Source organism: Deltaproteobacteria bacterium, assembly GCA_016931625.1.
Lineage (GTDB): Bacteria > Myxococcota > XYA12-FULL-58-9 > XYA12-FULL-58-9 > JAFGEK01 > JAFGEK01.
The window spans coordinates 28403-49619 of sequence record JAFGEK010000159.1; the positions used below are offsets into that span (position 1 = coordinate 28403).

Here is a 21217-nt window from a genome sequence, read left to right on the forward strand (position 1 = left end):
TTATGATCGCCGGTCTCCAACCTTGTTCTTTTATTGATTATCCCGAGTATCTTAGCGCTGTAGTTTTCTTGCGCGGTTGCAATCTGCGATGCCCATATTGTCATAACCCATCACTTATTTCTCCAAATGGAGAATGTTATTTAAGCGATGATGAGTTTTTTAGTTTTTTGAAAAAAAGACAAGGTTTGCTAGATGCTGTAGTTATTTCAGGCGGTGAACCTACACTATATGCAGATTTAAATAAGCTAATCACTAAAATTCAAAGTATGGGGTTTTTGGTTAAACTAGATACTAATGGTACACAGCCAAAGGTAATTGCTGATTTATTAAATGCAAAGTTGCTTAACTATATAGCTCTTGACCTTAAAGACCATCCAAATAGTTATGCGTCATGGCTCGGGGCATATAGCAAGCCTGAAGATTTATTAGAAAGTATTTCAATTATTAAAGATAGCGATGTTGCACATGAATTTCGTACCACTGTTGTATTACCATATCACGATAAAGTGCGATTAAATCGTATGGCAAAATACGCTTTGGGCTGCAAGCAATGGATTTTGCAGGCGTATAAAAACACTACCACATCAAGACGATTTGTTTCACCACCAGTAAATTATCTAAAACAAATTGCTGCGACTATTTGTCGTGATTATGGTATTTCTTGTTTTTACCGAAACGGAAACTAAAAATACTAACTATTTATACTATTAAAATTTCATTTTATATACACTATAATTAGTTTCTCTTAAATTTTCTCAGGCTCACAAATCACTAAATAAGTGCGTAGCAAAGGTAAATTCCAGGCCAAAAACACACTAATATGCACAAGTAGCCATGCAATTTTAAACGAAAACCCTGGGATTAATAAAAGTACTGCTACACCGCCAGCATTAAGCAAAGCTGTAGTAATGCTTACGAAAACATAACGACCGGTTTGAGGTTTAATAATAATTTTAACATTAGCCGACCAGATACGACTTAAAAAGAAATGAATAATGGTACCAGTGATTGTTGCGATAAATGTCGCAACTGATGGCATAAGTATCTCAGCATCAACTAATGATACGGCTGCAAAAAAATCAACAATAGTAGCAGCTGCAGCTATTATTGCGCCACGTGCTAATACCCCACGACCAAGACGTAACCAACCTTTATGCCATTCGCTTTCATCTAAAGCACCAAGCAAATGGCTAAACCGCTGCAAGGCAGTAATTTGTGTTGAAACTGCAAGTAGCACTAAACCAGCAATCGCAATACGATGTAGCGGTCGAGGCTCACCAGGATCAATTATCGCTTCAAGAATAGGACTAATCGCAACGGCTACACCAAGATATAAAATACGTTCAGCACGTTGCATAAAACCAACTTCTTTAATGGAAACACCAATAGCTTCACCACGTGCGCGAATATAAGGAACAAGAGCTGAACCAACTAAAGCGATTTGAGTCGCTAAAAGAACCCAACTATCTCGATAATACCAAGCGAGACCTACTAAGACTGCAGCGTCACAATAGCGATCGAGAATAGAATCAAGTGCTGCCCCTTTTTTAGTTACTTCATTGCGAGCACGAGCTAGGCGACCATCAAAAAAATCACACATACCAGCAAATAGATATAGCCATCCACCAAGTGCAAAACGGCCAATTGATAAAGACACACCAGAGGCGGTTGCTAATAATACCGATAAAGTGGTGATTGCATTTGCTGGTACACCCATACGTATAAGTACGCGCCAGATGGGTTGCATTATCCAAGTGAAATAAAGGCGAATGTACATAGAGGCAAGAAAAGACGAACCACGGGATTCCATCTCTGAATCACGATACTGCCCAACAAATAAAGTTCTAATACTATAAATAATTAAACCGCCAACAAAATATAAAGCAATTAAAATAGCCGGAGCCAAAGCAGACCAAATACGCCCTGCTGCGCTCATATGGCCATAAATCCAATTTGAAAGCATATCCATGGTAAGCCCCATACTTGGCAATTATTTTAAGTGCAGCTATCTCATGACTGCTGCTTTTTGCAAGATTAAAGCTAAAAGATTATGGTTATTGATCAATTGGCTGTTTTATACGTTTCATAACCTCACCAGATTGATTTAGATCTAATCCGCGTGCCTGCATTAGGTTAGTAACAGCTTGATCAAATATTTTACGAGAAATCTGCGTTTTTGCTCGTAAGGCTAATATATTTTCATCGCCACGTTGAATGCGTTGCCAAGCTCGCTGCATTGGCGAAAATTTAGCCGTAAAAATATTGGTAGTTTCGCTTTGTAGGTTTGTTATTTTAGGTTTTGCAGTATCACTTTGCACATCAATTTCTAAACTGACAATTGAAACAGCTACAGCCTTGGCGAGTTCTGCACGAGTAACTGCATCAATCATGGCAAAGGCGGCCTGTAATCGTGAATTTCCTGGGACTTCGATAGCGCCAAAAACCGTAATATTGTTGTCATCGATAATAATCGTCGCAAGATTATGGTTAAATAATGATTGATCACCACCGGTTGCAAGAATACTTGTAGATTCGTCATTACCACTATTAGTGCGTACCTGTGCAGAATTACTACAAGCCAAAATGGCTGCTGCAGTAATAAAAATATAAAATTTAGGATAAATCATGAATGCACTGTATCACTTTTTATTGTGAAATCCAGCTCTCACAAAATAATTAACTGCAGTTTATCTATGCAACGATTGCATAAATCTCTTCGTTTGGCATTGTAACTAAGGCATTGTGACTAAACTAAATAAGAGGTAACTTTAGATTGCTGATTAAAGCCTAATCTGCAACTTTAATTATCAGGTTTACTTATTTGTGGATGGCATTGCTTGATAAAAAGACACATAAGTTGTTTGCATATGTTTAATGATTTACAAGGTAAATCATGCTGCATGGGTGTTTGTATAGCAAGTTCACCGATACAATTTTTGATTCTTTTGCGTAAGTTATCGCGCATCTTTGCAGTAACTGCATGCTCTATAATTTCTTCGGTATGGAGAAAGACCAATTGCGTTCGTACTGTAGTAGAAATATCACACGCCATACTAACAGCTAAAGCATAGATTTCTAATTGCAAGTAATCCAGTTCGAGCTCAGCCGGTGACGGCTTGCTATGCTTGAAATCTAATATAATTATTGCATTATTTTCTTCATAAACGACATCAAACTGACCTCTTAAAGATAACTTATATGGCGATGCTGCTATATTGGCAATAAAAGGTAGTTCGTGGCGATGTTTATCTGTTGGTAACTTGATTAGTTTTTTCCCTAATGGTGAGTTAAAAAATCGAACACAATCTTCAAACACTTCATGAATATTTGGATCATCAATATCATAGCCTATAGCGCTAATACCTTCGTAAACCCATGCTTGTATATCTTTTGATGGCTTTGTTGCATCCAAACGCGCCATTACTGCATGAGCAATAGTCCCTTGAGTAATTGCTTTTGCTTGTTGTGAGTTTAATGTACTCTTCATCGAGTTATTTATTACAGTGTCTGATTCTTTTTGCTTAGACATCGCCATCATTACAGCTTCATTAAAACGTAGCTGTGTACGTAAAAAACCTCGACGTTGACACTGTAAAAATACTGCTAACTCAGTAACCGATAATGAAAATTCACTGCCTTCGGCGATGGCAATTGTCGATTGTATTTGTGGTGATATGTTGTTTGTTTCTGATAGGGTAGAAATTAACGATTCATTAGATTCAATATTATTCACCTTTATTACCTGTAAAACACCAGCCGCAACTGCCTCAATATGCCATGGTTGCAGACGCCGCAGTAGTCCCTTATTAGTTTTTAAGTTTTCACTTTCTGGGGCAAAAAATACTAGTTCACTTTTTGCACGCGTAACCGCAACATAAAGTAAACGATCTTGCTCAGCTTCTGCTGCACTTTTCGCATTAGCAACTGATGCGTGCCACTTATCACATTTCAGCAATTCACCATTAATACGCGGACGCATAATTAAACCATGTTCACGTGAATAACGAAGTGAGTTAAAATCTCCGGGTTTGCCATGAGCTAAATCAACTAATAAAACCGCAGGGAACTCAAGCCCTTTAGCTTGATGAATAGTACCGATAACCACGGCATTATTAGAGTTATGAATACTAGTTAATGGTTCGCGCACCCCCCGTTCAATACGAATACTTAGCTCGCGTGCAAACCGCCAAGTGTTGTAGGCATTATTTTGAGCATATTCTATCGCCAACGATTGCAGATGTTTGACATTCGCAACTTTTTGTTCACCACCAGGCAAAGTAGCTAAAATCGCTTCAATTTGTAGTAACTCATTACACCAATGTAAAAAAGCATCGGCGTTAAGCAATTTTGCACCTTGCCATAAACGAGGCATAACAAAAGAAACTAATGTAATAGCAGCAATATCATTATCACTTAAACATGATGCTTTAGCCTGATTAACACTAAGTTTAACAAAATTATCTTCTGCCTGCGGCCCAAATAAATATAACAATCCATCATCAGATAAACCGAACAATGGTGAACGTAAGGCTATCGCTGCGGCAAGTCTATCATCAGGATCACAGCACCAACGTAGCAATGCAGCAATATCAATTATTTCTCGCTCTGCATAAAGACCCCCACTGCCCATGGTTGCTGGAATACCACGTTTTAGTAGGGCATCACAGTAATGCACCGCTTTAGTCATTGCTGCCATCAATATGGCAAAATCAGATGGTAAGCGCCCAGCTTGAAGACGTTTTGCTACATAATCGGCAACAGCTTCAGCTTCTAATAAAGTATTGGTGGTATTATTCTCTGCTGCCGGAGTTTCAATCCATAAAGCCGTTTGCTTGTTATCGTTTATAGTATCTGCAGCTTGTATTGCTTCATATTCATGGCCGAACAGCTTTTGTCCTAAATGGTTTATCGAGGCGCATAATGCTGTAGTTGTACGATAACTTGTATGTAAAGTATTTTTGCTACCACCAAGTTTTTCAATATCAGCAGTAAAACTATCGAAACTTTCAATATCAGCACCACGAAAAGTATAGATAGCTTGTTTTCGATCACCAACAACAAACAACGTCGCCGGAGGTTGACTACCAGCAGCAGGTCCACTTAATCCCGCAAGGAGATGCACAAATCGACGCTGTAGACGGTTAGTATCTTGGGCTTCATCGACCAAAACCGCACGAAAGCGTTGCAGTACACGTGCGTGAAGCGATGCATCATTCTCAAGCAAATGAACTGCACGTTCAATAATATCGGCAAAATCAAACAATACATGTTCTTGTTTTAAACGCTGATAATTTTGCCATGCCGCATCGACTAATTTGGTGAAATTTGACGCTAAAGCTGCGCAAGCAAATTCTGCATTTATTAAATTGTTTGCTTGTTTACTTATAAAATCTTTTTCTTCGCTACTAATTAGTTGACCGAGTTTGCCACGACGGTCTAAATGTGTTGCCGCCTTTGTCCAATTATCAATCCAACTAATAGTATCTACATTGTTTTCTGTAGGCACCAATTTTAAAAAATTTTCGACCTTCGCACTTACTGTATCTGATAATTCAGAACGTGCTAACAGCAAACGTGTGCGTATATTTGTTAATTGTTCGGTAATTCGTTGACTAATAATATCGGGGTCATATGACGTGACTAGTTTGCTACCTATTATTTCGCAACCATCCTCGCGTGCTTGTGATAAAGCAGACCATAAAGATACCGGAAATTCGCTATCAAGTTTAAAAGCGGCTGCAAGCTGCTTCACTGCATTAGCTACGTTAGTATCATTTGCAAACCAAGCTTCTTCACAAGCTTGTTGAAATAATAGTCGGTCTTCTCCTTCTTGCCCGAGCACCAATAATCGCTTAAAAACACCAACATTTGCCCCTGAAAAAGACAATAACTGTAAAGCAAGTCCATGAAAATTATTTATCGGCGCGCGACTAATATCGCTAAGAAGATCGTTTGCTTCTAAAGATCGCAGACGTACACGGATGCGATTTAACAGCTCACGCGCAGCTTTACGCGTAAAGGTAATTGCCACAACCGAACTTGGCTTTAACTTATGCCTCAAAAGAATGCGAATATAACTTTCTACCAATGCATAGGTCTTACCGGTGCCAGCACTCGCACGTACAATTTCAGCGCTACTCATAATATTTCACTTTCATCATTAGACACGACACTAAAACGACATAGTGCACGGTAATCACATCTTTCACATAGAGTAGCTGGTTTGGGATCAGGTGAGATATCACCACCAAGTACCCTTTCAAGCCTAGCAAAAAAACTCATACGCAAATTTTGTAAAAAAAGTTGTGGAGTGCTTGCTTCTACAGCGATATGTCGCTTGCGATCTCGCAAAACTATCCAATGCGCAGCAAGCTTTTGTGCATTATCACTAAAATCTCGCCATGCGACTGCTAAATACAAAGGCAATTGAAAATGACGACCATCGGTACGCTTGGCAAATGAACGTTTATAATCAATAGCTTCTATTGTATTGTCGACATGATCTATACGATCTATACTTCCACGAATTTTTACTTCATAGGAACCATCTTCGCTATTAAGTACTAATGGTGGGGCTGCTTTTTCTAATGATACTCTCTCATTATTTCGCTTTATAAAAGAGCGATCGTCAAAACGATATTCAAGCTTTAAAGGTTCACGGTCATCATTACCATTAAGATCATCGGCCAATATCCGTAATGCTGTATTATTTGCATCTTGTAGCGCTGCTGGTGCTAATAGTGGATGGATAATCGTATCAATCAATATGCTTTCGGCTGCCGCTTCTAATAATTCTTTAGCTCTTGTTAGTGCTTTTTGTGGGTTATTACGCGCCTCTTTTAAACCACCTTGATTCACTATATCACGATATACAATATCAAGAGCAGCATGCATGAGACTGCCCTGGTCACGTGCATCAGCACCAAGTGCCGGAACATCATCATGTGCTAAGTGTAAAACTGCATTGGCAAAATAACGAAAAGCACACATACCCAAATAATCGAAATGCGACGCAGAATGAATATTGTCTTTAATATGAGAGGCAAGTCGCTTTTTTGAACCCTCTGATAAACTTCTTAAAACAAATGGACTATTTTCGATAATAGTTGCATAGTTAATACGCCGTTCGATATCTAATTGTTTGTTATATTTAGTAGCTCTAATTTGCGTTTGCTTTGCAAAAAACTTTTGTGGATTATTTACACCTATGGCACGTAGTATTTCTTGAACAATTTCACTACGACCCGTAGCATCAGCTGATTCGGGGGCTTCTGGCTGCATGCAAGTAACTATAATTTCATTACTAGCGCTGGCGATTATTTCTAACCACAGCCAATAATCGCGAGCATGTGCTGGCAGGGCTTCTCGACCTGAAATTGAACCATACTGTAATAAGCGTAAACCGACATGCGCGTTAATTTCGCTACGTAATTCATCAGTAAGCACTGCATCAGCTAAAGTTGCCTTTGGAAAAACATCCGTATCAACACCAGCAAATATAACTCGCTTATAATTGGTAGCGACCAATTCACTTGGTGGAACAATGCTAATTGCTGTGGGGCCTGCCGGTGAAGGCATTCTTTGTTTGCGCAATTCTAATTCAAATATTTGCGTTATCTCACGTCGTGTAATCTTAGTTTGATCATTGAGCTGTCTTACAGCTTGGGCGATAGTATCAATAAGAGAAATAATTTGCTGTACTGCTTCTTGTTCATTGGCAAACGCTGCAAGCAAAGACAGCTCTAAAAGCAGCTCATTGTTTTGACATTCGATTGTTTGTCTTTTTGCAAATAAAAAATCTGCGATTTTTACAATCGCTTTAATTTGTGTTTGTAAATTATCTTCATCTGCTATCTGTGATACATTAGCAATTAAATCTTCTATAGATTCTACTAATGCAACTGTTAATTCATGGTCATGTTCTTCTGATTGAGACGGTGATATTTTACCAATTAAAGAATTTCGATAACCACCAATACGATTAGAGCGAACACCACTGCGACGCAATTTGCGCACAACTTGTGTCGTTGACCAACTAGCTTTATTAGTTTTAACCCATCGTTCTAAATAAAACCATAGATCTATTAGAGATTCTCTTTGGACTTCTTGCTCTGCTAATTTTAACGCCGTTAGTATTGCTTCACCTGCACGCGTTGAAATTAATGCAATACCTTGTGGCAATTTTGTAGCAATATCGAAAGAAGCAAGTTCACGCATAATAGCAGTTGCATGCGTTTCATAATCTGCAACAACTATCACAATACTATTTGGTGTTACTCCTGCTTCTAGCCACTTTTTAACTATCTCTGCAGTTGCACGTGCATGTTCACTAACATCATTAACTTCAATTAGTTGAACAGGAGCTTTTGGCGCCATCTTTTTAGTAAACTGCACTTGACGAAAGTGAGCTAGTGGCCCGCTACCTATAAGATTGTCGTATTTTATTTCTATTTTGCTTGCGTTGCTGGCCTCAATGCGATGCAAACTAGCTTCAGGCCAAGCAAAACTAGTTCGTCGTTCATTATCGTACGGCAGCTGCACGTCAACCACTAAACCCCTTTTTGAAAAAGCAGCAAGCAAATCAAGTCGCGAACCAAATAATTCTGTACCGTTAGCAACATGTACTGACTTTAAATTTGTAATATATGGATGCCCGCGAAGTACTGCTAGTATAGCTTCACGTTCTTTATCGGCATCATCAAACCAATTATACTCATCAAATGCTTGTTCATATTTAGTTAAAACTGCAATTATTGCTGCAAGCTCTGGCGATATCTTTTTTTGGTTATAGTTAGCAAAATGGCCAGTAGTAATACCGGCGGCTCGTATTTCATTAAGCGCATGTGAAAAAGCATCTATGGCATATGGGTCATTAGCTCTACCTTGCCATGGGCCATCAGATTCTAAGAAAAGCCGTCTTAAAAGCAATGAGCATACTATTGGTGCTGCATAACGACGCCCAATTACTGTACCAAGCCGTGCAAATAAGTCAGCAAATACTACTACAGAATCACTTGTAATAACTGCATTATCCTTTGCAAGCTCTGCAATCTTTTGCGCCTGCGCTAATCTTGAAGGCATAATAAATAATTGGCGCGGGCGTTGAAGTAGCAGCAACATATTAAATAAAGCTATAGCATTTTTTTTCCCCCCATCTAAAGTGTCAAACACCAAAAAAATGGCTTTATAGATATGTGCGACCGTTAGCCGTTAAACCGTTAACCAAGCTATTCCTTATTCCCTGTTCTTTAAATACTTAAGTTTAAACTCACCTTACTTAAAGATATAAGTCGGTCAGTACATAAAAATGTAGATTTAAATAACTTAAGAACTGGAAATTGGAATTTTAGGTGAGCTTATTCGAAAAGAGTGTCTAATTTTAAACTAGCGCTTGCCCTTCATTGTTGCATCTATCTTTTTACCGACGCTACCAGCAAGCTTTTTGGCTAATTCACGTACTACGCGACGTTCAGCTTCCATAGCACTACGATGGCCTTCTTTGCGATATTCCTTAAAGCTGCCGATGCTTTTACCACTCTTTACATTTTTCACAGTAAGCATTACCACCCCACGAACAAAATGAAGTTTTGCAGCACTACCTGTGCCTTTGCCACCGTCTTCCATTCTTATGTTGGCTGAGATTAATACATTTGCGTCAGCACCATCACCATCAGTAATTTGGTAGCCTTGCGAAGTTAATGAATCAACCAAAGCATTGCGGAAATCCTCGGCATTTGGGCCATCAGCGACAACACTTATTAATAGCTGTTCTTGCGTTTGCTCTAAAGCTGCGGCGACATCGTATGGCGCATATTGGCTTGAAATACCAACGCCGTCATAGTCTATCAAACGTAATTCGTTATTTAACGCCTCGCGTTGACGCAGGGCATCTAAAGCACGAGATAAATGTTTAAGGCGAGCTTGAGCATCAGCATCACTAGCACGACTAATTGAACGTTCGACGGTTCCGTCTAAATCACCAATTTGTTTTTTAAGAATACTCGCACTCTTGGCACGTTCGAGACACGAAAGAGCAAAAATTGTACTTTGTGGATCTTGCCAAACTTCGGGGATCCGCACACCTGAGAATAACTTTTCAGTAGAAACCTTAGTCAAAGTTGCACTTGCTTGCACTTCGAGTGAAGGCGCGCCAGTGCGTGAATAGGCGCCCATAAAATCAGAACTAGCAGACTCAACATGTGCAACAAAAACTTTTGCTAAAGCAGCATAAGCAGCATTTTCTGCAGCACCTCGTTTTGAGGCATAGCCAACGGCGCAAAGAAACTCGCGGTATGGAAAACGAGAATCTTCACCATCAATCCAATCCGGTTTACCACCTTTTTTCTGTTGGGTACTTGAAGTAGCATTGCTGGGTGCTTTACTGGCGCTACCATCACCACCACTTTTTGCAATCGGTTTTTGTGGCTCTGCCTTTTTACTGTGACGATCAAAAATATCATCAAGGGTGACCGGCTTAACGTGACTCTTAACGATTCCCTGAGCCTTAGCCTTTTTTACTGCGGCAGCTACTTGATCAATATCAAGCACTGCTAAAGAATACATCGTTCCGTCACTATCGATATAACGATCCCGAACCTCGACACCTTCAAGCGACATTGCCGAAAATGTTTTCACCGCTTGCTCAACATTCTGCGCACCGTCAGAATTCATGTAGTCTTTCATTAGCGAAGCAGAAAAAGTTTCAAAAACTTTAGCAACTTCAGATCTGGCACGATTATCGGCAGTCGATCGTAGAAGGGCTGGGTTTTTTATACCACTAGCAGAGCCCACTCCATAAAAGGCGCGACTACCGCTATTATTAAAAGCACTACTGCCACGGTTTACCCATTTAGGCAGATCGCTGGCAAAAACCGTACTGCTAGTTGCAATAATTGCTAAAACTGTAAAAAACGTGCTTTTTAACACGATGCGCATGAAAGTCCTCCAATAGCGCTAAGGTGGCGATAATCGCCCCCCATATGCTTTGCTACAAAAAAAAAGTTAATTTTTTATAAGACGTCGCAACTCTTTGATGCATTCTGTATTTAACGAAAAATGTATTATACGGCGTAATCGGGGGTCGCTGCCAGAATAAAAATGATTCCCGGTTCATAGCAGCTAGAAAGCTAAGCTTATGGTACAACAAATACCGTTTGCGCTACCCCCTCGTTTTGTGCTTCGTCATTAACTCTTACCGTCAGTGTATGTATTCCCTTTGGTAACTCCCCTAATGACAAAGTGAAACTTTCACGCAATCCATCAAGTATGCCATCATCAACTTGTAATGGTTTTGAGTCTTTAGCATCAAGAGAAAAAACGGCAGCCGCAATAGGACTAACCGTGTCTGCAAATCCACCTTTTATAGTAACTTTACGCCGTTTTACTTGTGCGATTAATGGCTCAACTTGCGGTGGAGTATTATCAATTAAAACATCGCGGCTATCGCGAGTATCTAAGCGCTCACTGCCGGGTGGGTTTGATAAAGCGTCAGTAGCTTCAACACGAAATTGATAATGCCCATCAGGAAGCTGCGATGAATGCAATGAATAAAATGGAACATCCAAATCTTTTTTTAAAGTACGCCAAATACCATAACCATCGCGGCGATATTGAATTGTATAACGTAATTCATCACCATTGGGATCTTCAGCGGACCACCGTATCGTAATAATTCCTGGCTCTTCAATTTGTCGTGCGCGAATTGGAGTTGCAGAATTCTCTGGGTCATCACGTTTATCATTAGTGTGCTTATCCATTAAACTGACGGTTTTGCTTTTAGGCGCTTCTTGCGGCAAAGAATAAAATGCAATTCCCTTATCAAGAGCAATTACTTCACGTACAAAAGGAGCTAAATTTTGCCTTAAATAAGCTAAACGCACGCGATGCACGGTTGGTGTGAATTTGCTAGTGCTATTAAGAGTTAAGCGTAACTGCACAAAACGACCCTTAGGTATAGTGGGTACAACATTGAAAGGTGCTGCAATTTCACTTGACCAGTCAGACCAACTATTATCAGTTTCAGAGGTTTGACCACTACGTGCAGCGATAGATATTTTAGTGCCACGCGGCCACTCACCAAAAACTTGCACAATACCAAAACTCGAATTTACTCCAGCATCAAAAGCCAAAGTATAAAATTCACCCTTTGGTGCATAACCATTAGCAAGCTCAGTTATACGACCACCAGCCGCAGCTATTGCTGCTATTGCTCCGCTTTTCGTTGATGCCAAATGGGTAATACGTCGTGATGGCGATTGATACAGCATTGCGATAACGCGTTTTTTATGATCGACACTATAAATACGTCCCCTTGGTTCTTCTCGTCCGGTAGCACCCGTAGCAACAAGAATTTGTTTTTTATCATTGATCGCTAAAGCAAATATCGCTTCATCACTAGAGCCAGCTAAAGTCTCAACCGCACCGTCCATGGCAATACGCACCAATTGTGAACGCACGTTTGCCGATTTACCTTTATTGTTTTTTCCTGAGGCAAGATCAGCATGTGAATCTGCCAACTCTTGCGCACCGGTTACCCCAGCTGCAAAAGCATAATCATCATAAATGAGAATACTAGTAACTTCTGGATGACCAGTGTCGTATAAGGCACGAAATATATCACTACCTTTTTCAGCACGATAAACCACGCCTCGTTCACCACCACCAACAAATAAACCTAAACGACTATCATAAGCCAAGGCACGCAAATGTGATTGCTCTGGCTTAAATATTACTTCACCTTTGTTGCGTTTAATGATGCGTTCAACTGTACCGGGCTCGCCCGTAGCTGCGTATAGTGCGCCACCTGGACCTTTTACTAATGACCAAATATAGGTGGCATCCGATTTGTAATATAGTTCACTCTTACCATCTTTAGTGATTTTATAAATTCTTGCCGGGGAACCCGTAGCTACAAATAAACCTTCATCTGTTGAAAGCAGCGCCGATACCATAGTCTCAGTAGCTTTAAAAAGCTTGCGACTTTTGCCAGCTTTGTTGATTGCTAGTACTTGTGCATCATCTGCAAGAGCTACAATGATTTCATCGCCAAATACTGCTGCCGCACTATAAACTGCCTCAACATCGCTGTATAATTCTTTAGTAGGTGGTGGCAGGGCAACAGCGCCATCTTCAGTAACTGTTGTTGATTGTGGATTGCCATCAAGAAAATGACCAAAACCTTCAAGGTCATAAAAGCGCGTATTTTCTGCGTATACGTTATAGCTAATGCTACTAATAATTATCAGCAAAAAAATCGATGGTATAAACCTAAGACCAACATGCCGTAACGACATAATTAACCTCTCTTAAGTAACAATTACTTATAACTAATATATCAAAGATTTTTATTGATTTTCATTTTCGATCTTGAATCTCAATTTTTACTTGCGCTATTCCTGAAACTGTACCTAAGCGCGCACGTTTATCTTCCCAAGCAAGACCACGATCTCTGCGATTTATCTTCTGCGCACCTGACATTGTTGCAACAATTGATGGCGGTAAAAATGGCAACATATCAACACGTGAATGCAATCCTGCGCCAGCACGCGTAACTAATAAGTACAAATTACCATCTGCACGACGCTGTGAAAGCCCTTTAATAATGTCTGACAAATTTTCGGGTTTTGCATCGCCAGCAAGTTTGGTTAACACTCTGTTAACTTCTGTGGCACCAGCAGCGATTATTTCAATCTCTTCGTTAGCCCAGTTATTAGGTATAGTTATTTCAAAGAGCTCCTGACTTATACCACTACCTTTTTTATACAAACGCACAATAACCTTAAGTTGGTCTCCTGGCCTAATAAACGAACGATCTAAATGAATTGATTCAACTGATTCTTCAACTGGATCGGTAACAAATTCAGCCTGAACATTAAGGCTAATTTTTGGTGGCTTATTAAATGGTGAATTCCATATCAAATCAAAAGCTTGGGCAACATCAATTGCTGGATAAACCATAAGATTCATGTCATGTTCTGATGAATAAATATCATTAATTGCTAAAGATTCGTGCCCGGCTATAGCAATATTAGCATTAAGTTTTAAAATGCCACGTCTGCTGGCTTCAATACGACCAGCAAAACAATTTGCTAAGGCCATTGCCATTAAGCGTGGTGATAAACCTTGATCGCGAGCAACCTCAAAAGAAAATGGTTTATTACCCCCAGGCGTTATAATTTGCCCATTTACTTTTATCATATCTGCCTGGCGACCTAAGTAACCACCAATACCGGTTAAGCGATCTTGAGTTACTTCACCAATTACGGCACCAGTTGTAGACATTTTAAATGAGCGCATAGTCGAAGCCATGGTGTTGATGATCTCAGCATTAGCCATTGGCAATGAAACAGCCCCGGCACCAAAAAATGGATGGCCAAAAGCCAATACTTGCTTACCCTCAACACTAGTAACCGTACCAGTCGCAGCTATTTCAACATCGCCACGAACTAATACAGCAGCAACTGCAGAACCAGGCTTTAGCTGATAAGGTTTTGCTAAGCGGCTAGAACTACCGGCCGCCATCGGCATAAAACCATTAGCCTCTAACCAGGGCGAAAAATGACGCAATAATTCTGGCGTAAAACCACTTATTGATAATGGCGTCGCAATTGGCGCCATACTGCTATTTATATTATTAACTTCACTGTTTTTATTAGGAGTATCACCATGCCGTAATGCTCGCCAGTCGGTCATACTCTCATTATGGCTTATACGCCATGGACGCGACTCTTGCGGTAGCTGCATTATTTTATGCATGCTGGCAATCGGCGTAATGCCCGCGATAGGTTCTTTGGCAAACTGCGCAAAAGCATAAGCTAATGCCCCAACTAAGCGACCATTGATCAAGCATGGGCTGCCACTCATGCCTGAAACGACACCAGTAAATTCTGCCTTTTCACCGTTTAACCGAATAACCACAACATCTTGGCCGGGACCTAAAAAGTTGGGCATTAACCCGCGCACCGTAAAAGGCATGGGTTCAACTTTATGACCTTGAAAAACCGTTAAACATTCACCAGTTGCCCCTGGTTGAATGTCACTTACCGCTATGGTCGGCGGTAGTGCGAGCAGCAATGAAAAAAATACAGATATCATCAAGATAATTTTACTCGCTTACGCATAAACAGCCAGCTTTATGCAAAAGGTAAATGCATATTGGCTACCACCTCATAAATTCGCAAATGGTGGCCAATAACAACGTTTGTTTATTATTTTGCACATTATGACAATTTGCGGCAAGTAATCCCCGCACGTTTGCCTGAAGCTGCTTTATTGATAAAAGTTTTCTCAGGAACTCCCCAAGCCCAACTTGCATAATTACCTGCAACATTTAAACCACCATCATTATTTTCAAAATTTGGTTTTTGTGTGACTTTTATAAGTGGTTCTTAATGAATATTTTTATGATCGTCGAGGTAAGTAAAATTTAAAAAGCACGATAATTTAGAATTTTAACTAGTTATCAGGGGGTGTCCCTAAATGTTGGACTTAAGAAATTCATGAAAGCCTCGTAAACGATGGCTGCGCGCTTAAGCAAAATCATGCAAAAGGCTTGCTTGTGGCAAGTTGCAGGCAGGATTTCTGCGAGCAAGCGGTCGTAAGTAGCGGATTTCGTGAAGATCGACGGGAGACATTTAGGGACACCCCCTATATTATCCTTAATGATTTTTTCGATATTCGCTAATAGTTGCGCGCGCCTTTGGCGCGTCTTTATGTCCTGGATCAAGTTTAACAAAACGCTCAAAAGCTGCAACCGCCTTTTTCTCGTCGCCAGATATATTATACGCCATACCTAAAAGCCAATATGAGCGCGCCTCATCAGGAGCTGCGGCTATAGCTTTTTTTAATTCTTTAATGGCTGCCTCTGTTTGTTGTTTAAATAAATATTTGCGTGCAAGTGTGTAGTGCTGATCGGCAACTGGATTAATATTTTTTACTTTTGCTACACGTAACTCAGGTTTAGCTGATGTCGTATTTGTTGTTGCGGCAGGTTTAGTTGCGCTTGTTGTTGTATTGCTAGCTATCGAAGTATTGTTTGTGGCTAATGAATTTGATGGCTTTTCAAAATTTTTAGAGTCAGCTTGTAGCTTAGATGTTTTACTTTTGCCATTTTCTTTGGTCTTAGCATTTGCAAGTACTGCTGTTTTATTTGCTGCTGCAAAATGTTCTAAAACTCCACGCGACGTAGTCTTTGCTTTTGTTATTTCCTCATGTGGTGTCTTTGGCGTTGCAGCTTTACTTATCACCTTAGCGATTTCATGATGTTCAGTTTTTTCTCGCTTGGCTCGCCGTTCATGCTTTAATCGCTGCTTTTCGCGTTCAGGCAAAGCTACCGGAACTGGTTCTAAATCTAAGTCTAATATTGATTGAGATAATGTTGTTTCAGGTCTTGGTTTTCGTACTAACTCGGTGACGGTAATTTTATTGATAGGTATAAAAGCACCAAACCGAGAGGTAAAATAAAGATATAACGCAGTAGATATAACTAATAGTATTAAACCTAAAAATATCCAACGACCATAGTGTTTTTGGCGTAAGATTATTTCGGTATTTTCTGTCTGATTTTGCATGCGCAATTTTGCGGCAGCAGCTAATTGAGACTGCTGGCGTTTGCGTTTTGAAGCTGTTGCTATAGCAAGCGCATCGCTATTATTATTGCGCATACTAGCAACTACCGGTGGCACCCAAACTGCCGCTGGTTCTGCCTTAGCTGTTGCCAAGGTATTATTTGCCAACGTCACTTGACCAATTGAAGGTGCCTCGTCATTGGCATTATGGTGCTTAATACGTATCGCAGGTTCAGCGGGTTTGCTCGTTGAATTACTATTTAATGTTGCTGCTTCTGGTGATCCAATATTGTGAACATTGCCATTAGCATCAATTGAGAATTTCTGATTACAGCTATCACAAATAGTATAGTCATTTTCACCTGCAGCTGAGCTTAAGCTGGTAAATAATGTTTTACGACAATTTGGACAGGTTACTAACATCGCACTCAGATGATTGCTTTTTTAAATTTACTAAAATTGGCCTCTATTATTTTGTCTAATATTAGGACGTCTATCAATGAAATATACATAGTAATACTTTCACAAATCAGTCAATTTGTACATTGCGTAACCGTGCTGCGCTTTCTTCTGGTAAGGCAGGATTAATAAACATACCTGTCCCCAGTTCAAAACCAGCCAATCTGGTCAAACGGACCACTATAGAAATATACCAGTGACCATACTTAACATTAGCTTCTAAAGGCGATAATGAGCGAATTACATAATTATAATGGGGATTTCCCAGTGCAATATTAAGACGACGCAAGGTGCGGCGCAATATGCTAGCAAGAGAAGTCGTCTCTGCAACCGAAATGTCACCAAAATATGCACTATGGCGATGTGGAATGATCCAAATATGATATGGCGATAGAGCCGCATACGGAATTAAAACGACAAAATCTGAGGTCGCTTCAATAATGCGCGTACCTGAAGCAAGTTCTTGGCGAACACAGTGACAATACATGCATTCACCCAATTGCCCATACTGCCTAAGGGCTTCTTCAATGCGCACGCGAACCTGTCCAGGAATTACCGGAGTACCTACAATCTGTGAGTGCGGATGATCTATGGTCGAACCGGCTGTTTGTCCATGATTTTTAAAGGCTATTACATGGCTAATACGCGGGTCGGCATAAAAAGCACGCATACGATCAAGATACACACCTAAAATATCGCGGACATGCTCAACCGGCAATGATGCTACCATATCATTGTGATATGGACTTTCGATTATTACCTCATGCTGTCCAATGCCCGGCATAGAGCGTTCATAACTACAGCCGTTGCGATGCAAATCACCTTCTGCGGCTAAAGCAGGAAATAAATTTTTAACCGCACGAACTGACCAGCTTTTATTGTTACTAATGCGTATCGTTTCGGTGGGAGTAGCGGCATCATTTCCTAAACAAAAAGGACACGATTCTTCGTATTTTGACCCCATAGTGACCGTGGGGATTTGCATTTCTAGGTTATCTCGTTTGCCTCGCTTAGGCGCAATTATCACCCAGTCTCCAGTTATTAGGTTATAACGTAATTGTGGTTTTTCATCATCCATTTCATACCTCAATAATATTTATGCTTCTGGCACAATATTAATTCCCAAATCATTTTAATTTTAGCAAAAACCGGCGATTTGTAACACTCTTCTTGTTGTCTTTCCCCCCTAATTTGGGGCTATAACTTAAATGACAATATGGGCGTAGATGCCACAAGTGCCATTCTTGCAGCAATTGTCTCGATTACCGTGGCAATCGCAGTACTCGTACGTCGACCGCAACGTATATTATACCAATATTTTGCCACATTTACCCTCTCATTATTCTTTTGGCATGCTGCTGCCATTGCCTCAAGATTATCGCAATCTGATCTTTTTAACCTTAAATTGATAGCAGCTCTACTATTGCCACCCACTGCAGGCCTGTTCTTTCGAGAACTACTGCGTGAACCTCGCCGTAGCAACTCACGCCTACAACGCCTTATTTTCTTTTGTTCTGGCTTGTTAGCACTCATCGGCTTGTCACCACTAGCTGATGAACAACAACATTTGGGTATTGCTTTAATATATCGAACCTTCGCGACCACCTATGTCATTGGAATTTTAGCATTTATCCTCAATGGTCTATACAAACGCACCAAAACAGCAAGGGCTGACGAAAAAAAACGCCTACGTTTTTTATTTTATGGTGGCTTATTAACTTTAGTATTAGCCTGCGTTGGTCTATTTCAAGGCAGCGATGTCTTAACTGCTTTAGGCCATATTGCGGCAACTTTTTATGTCTATTTTCTTTATCAATCAATTTTAGCACGACGATTGGTAGACCTAGTTGAGTTATTGGGTAAGGCCGCAGTACTTGCAGTATTGACCTTGGTTTTAGCCAGTGTATATGCGCTGCTAGTACTTTGGGTAGGTACTCATCAACAAGGTTTATGGCTATTTAATACTTTAGTAGCGAGTTTTGTTATTCTTATTCTCTTTGATCAAGTTCGCGCTTGGGTCGAAGAAGGCACCGCCAAATTATTTTTTCGCCAACGCTACGAACTACGAATGTTATTGCGGCGTTTGATTCGGTCACTAAGAATTATAACTGAGTTGCCTGAAATGCGCTCTTTAGTACTCGATACTTTGCATGCTTCGGGTCGTGCCAGCCAATTAGCTTTATATATGCAAGTAGAAGGTGACGCCGCATATATGCTTTATGGTCACCGTGGCAAAATACCACCAGAATCTTTAAGTATGAGTCAACACCCAACTTTATTAAGTGAATTGCGCCGCGATAAAAAACCGGTGCTCATTGAAAATCTATTATCGCGTCAGCAAGATCTGCCAACTTTTTTTACCGCTGATGACCCAAGTTTGCAGCGCGAAATTGAGCGTACCAATGAAGCTATTGCGTTAATGCGCCAGCTACGCGCCAATGCCGTAATCCCCATGCTTATTGATGATCGCATTTTGGGCCTTTTATGTCTTGGTACTGAGCATATTTCCGAAGCCTACTCAACCGATGAATTAACTGCATTGCTTTCAGTTGCCGAAGCCTGCGCCATCATTATTGAGAATTCACAAGAATATGAAAAACGCCGTGAACGTGACCGACTTGTTGCTATTGGTGAAATGGCCGCTGGTATGGCTCATGAAATCCGTAACCCCTTAGGGGCAATAAAAGGTGCGGCACAGTGCCTTGAACCAACTGGCATATCAGTTGAAGCTCAAGATTTTATTAGTGTCATCATTGAAGAAGTCGACCGCTTAAATCGAGTAGTAAGCGCTTTTCTTGAATATGCACGTCCCTATCGAGGTAATCCCATTTCAGCAAATATAAACGAAATTATCAATGCTACGATAAAATTGTTAAATCGTGATGCGCTTCCTATCAACGCCAATATTGATCTTAAACTTGCTGAAGATTTACCTCCAGTACTGATCGACCCCGAACAACTTAAACAAGTGTTAATCAACTTAATACAAAATGCCATCCAAGCTACGACTACAAATGGGACGGTTACGATTAGCACTCTCATTAGTCTTGCTAGAGTCACTAACTTTAAATCTGGCTCTTTGCGTTTTACTGATCGCTCCCAGGTGTTAATTCGTGTACGCGATAACGGCCCTGGTATTAAACCAGACGATTTGCCACGTGTTTTTGTGCCATTTTTTACAACAAAATCTTCAGGCACTGGTCTTGGTTTAGCAATATGTCAACGTATTATCGAAAATGGCGGTGGTCGCATCGAAGTCCACTCTACTCTTGGCAAAGGCGCAACTTTCACCATACGTTTGCCAGCAGCCAATTCAAATCTTAGCTAACCATTGTTTACGTTCAGTTGCAGAAAAATGCTCTATCGCATACCTTAAAGCTGTGCGTGGCATTTGGGTTAAATTTTGTTGTAAAAAGTCGCGCAATAATTCTTTGTCGATGCGTTTACCTACTTCGCGCAGCATCCAGCCTACGGCTTTATGAATTAAATCATGTTTGTCATTAAGTAAAAGTTTTGCCAATTTAAAAGTATCACTAGCGTCTTGTGCACGTATAAAAGCAAAAGTTGCAACGATAGCAATACGCCTTTCCCAGTACAACTGTGATTTAATTAGTTTATACAAAATTTGACGGTTTTTAGTTAACAACCAATCGCCTAAAATTGCCGGGGCGCTTAAATCCACCAAATCCCATGCGTTAATATATTTAGTATTTTTTAGATAAACTTTAACCACTCGTTCTTTTTGTGATTGATTACCAGTTTGGTAATGCTGCATCATAATCAATAATGCCGTAAATCTCTCTTCATGAAAGCGTGATTGCAATAAAAAAATAACCTGCGTTAAAGCAAGCTTTGCAAAGCTTTTTGCAATTTGACGCATCTTGGGTACGGTTATCCCCAAAAATATGTCGTCTTGAATATAGTCGTTTTTACCTGTTTTAAAAAATTTGCGAATTACTTCAGCTTTAGCAGGATCAGCTATAGCACGTAAAGCTTTTTGTAGATTAACTATATTGATTGTATCATTTGGCACATTTGGCATAAGTTGTTACTTACCTTCTAAATGTATTGATTGGGTCGGGAAGGCAAAACTACTACCTGACTTTTCTACAATTTGCATAAAATCTAATAAAATTTCTTGACGAATAAGGCGAAACTCATCCCAATCGTCTGTATTAAACCAAGCCATTGCC

General features: G+C 40.2%; 13 protein-coding genes. 2 read left to right on the forward strand and 11 right to left on the reverse strand.

Features of this window, described 5'->3' with window-relative positions:
* Window positions 1–2: 2 nt before the first annotated feature.
* Window positions 3–686: an anaerobic ribonucleoside-triphosphate reductase activating protein gene (locus tag JW841_13530; GenBank protein ID MBN1961961.1), complete on the forward strand. Its 684-nt coding sequence runs from the start codon at window positions 3–5 to the stop codon at window positions 684–686.
* Between the two features lie 59 nt (window positions 687–745).
* On the opposite strand, the gene JW841_13535 is transcribed toward JW841_13530, so the two are convergent.
* From JW841_13535 to JW841_13575, 9 genes are all read right to left on the reverse strand, one after another.
* Entirely contained in the window at window positions 746–1969 is a 1224-nt protein-coding gene (locus JW841_13535; GenBank protein MBN1961962.1) for a CDP-alcohol phosphatidyltransferase family protein, read from the reverse strand.
* Between the two features lie 85 nt (window positions 1970–2054).
* A complete protein-coding gene (locus JW841_13540; protein ID MBN1961963.1) occupies window positions 2055–2627 on the reverse strand; it encodes a hypothetical protein in 573 nt (190 codons plus the stop codon).
* 173 nt (window positions 2628–2800) lie between these two features.
* On the reverse strand, window positions 2801–6142 hold the full coding sequence (locus JW841_13545; protein ID MBN1961964.1) for a UvrD-helicase domain-containing protein: 3342 nt from the start codon (window positions 6140–6142) through the stop codon (window positions 2801–2803).
* Window positions 6139–9081: a PD-(D/E)XK nuclease family protein gene (locus JW841_13550; protein ID MBN1961965.1), complete on the reverse strand. Its 2943-nt coding sequence runs from the start codon at window positions 9079–9081 to the stop codon at window positions 6139–6141. The genes JW841_13545 and JW841_13550 overlap by 4 nt, the downstream gene beginning before the upstream one ends.
* Window positions 9082–9384: 303 nt before the next feature.
* Window positions 9385–10935 (reverse strand): LPP20 family lipoprotein, encoded by a 1551-nt coding sequence (locus JW841_13555; protein MBN1961966.1) that lies wholly within the window; start codon window positions 10933–10935, stop codon window positions 9385–9387.
* Between the two features lie 197 nt (window positions 10936–11132).
* Window positions 11133–13292, reverse strand: a complete 2160-nt coding sequence (locus tag JW841_13560; GenBank protein MBN1961967.1) for a fibronectin type III domain-containing protein — start codon at window positions 13290–13292, stop codon at window positions 11133–11135.
* 61 nt (window positions 13293–13353) lie between these two features.
* The gene (locus tag JW841_13565) at window positions 13354–15093 is read right to left on the reverse strand and encodes a hypothetical protein (GenBank protein ID MBN1961968.1); all 1740 of its coding nucleotides are present in this window, start codon (window positions 15091–15093) and stop codon (window positions 13354–13356) included.
* A gap of 563 nt (window positions 15094–15656) precedes the next feature.
* Entirely contained in the window at window positions 15657–16988 is a 1332-nt protein-coding gene (locus tag JW841_13570; GenBank protein MBN1961969.1) for a tetratricopeptide repeat protein, read from the reverse strand.
* 106 nt (window positions 16989–17094) lie between these two features.
* Entirely contained in the window at window positions 17095–18102 is a 1008-nt protein-coding gene (locus tag JW841_13575; protein MBN1961970.1) for a DUF4931 domain-containing protein, read from the reverse strand.
* Between the two features lie 138 nt (window positions 18103–18240).
* On the opposite strand from JW841_13575, the gene JW841_13580 reads away from it, so the two are divergent.
* Window positions 18241–20352, forward strand: a complete 2112-nt coding sequence (locus JW841_13580; protein MBN1961971.1) for a GAF domain-containing protein — start codon at window positions 18241–18243, stop codon at window positions 20350–20352.
* Here JW841_13580 and JW841_13585 read toward each other — a convergent pair.
* Entirely contained in the window at window positions 20338–21066 is a 729-nt protein-coding gene (locus JW841_13585) for a DNA alkylation repair protein (protein ID MBN1961972.1), read from the reverse strand. The genes JW841_13580 and JW841_13585 overlap by 15 nt on opposite strands.
* Before the next feature lie 6 nt (window positions 21067–21072).
* Entirely contained in the window at window positions 21073–21213 is a 141-nt protein-coding gene (locus tag JW841_13590) for a hypothetical protein (protein MBN1961973.1), read from the reverse strand.
* Window positions 21214–21217 lie beyond the last annotated feature (4 nt).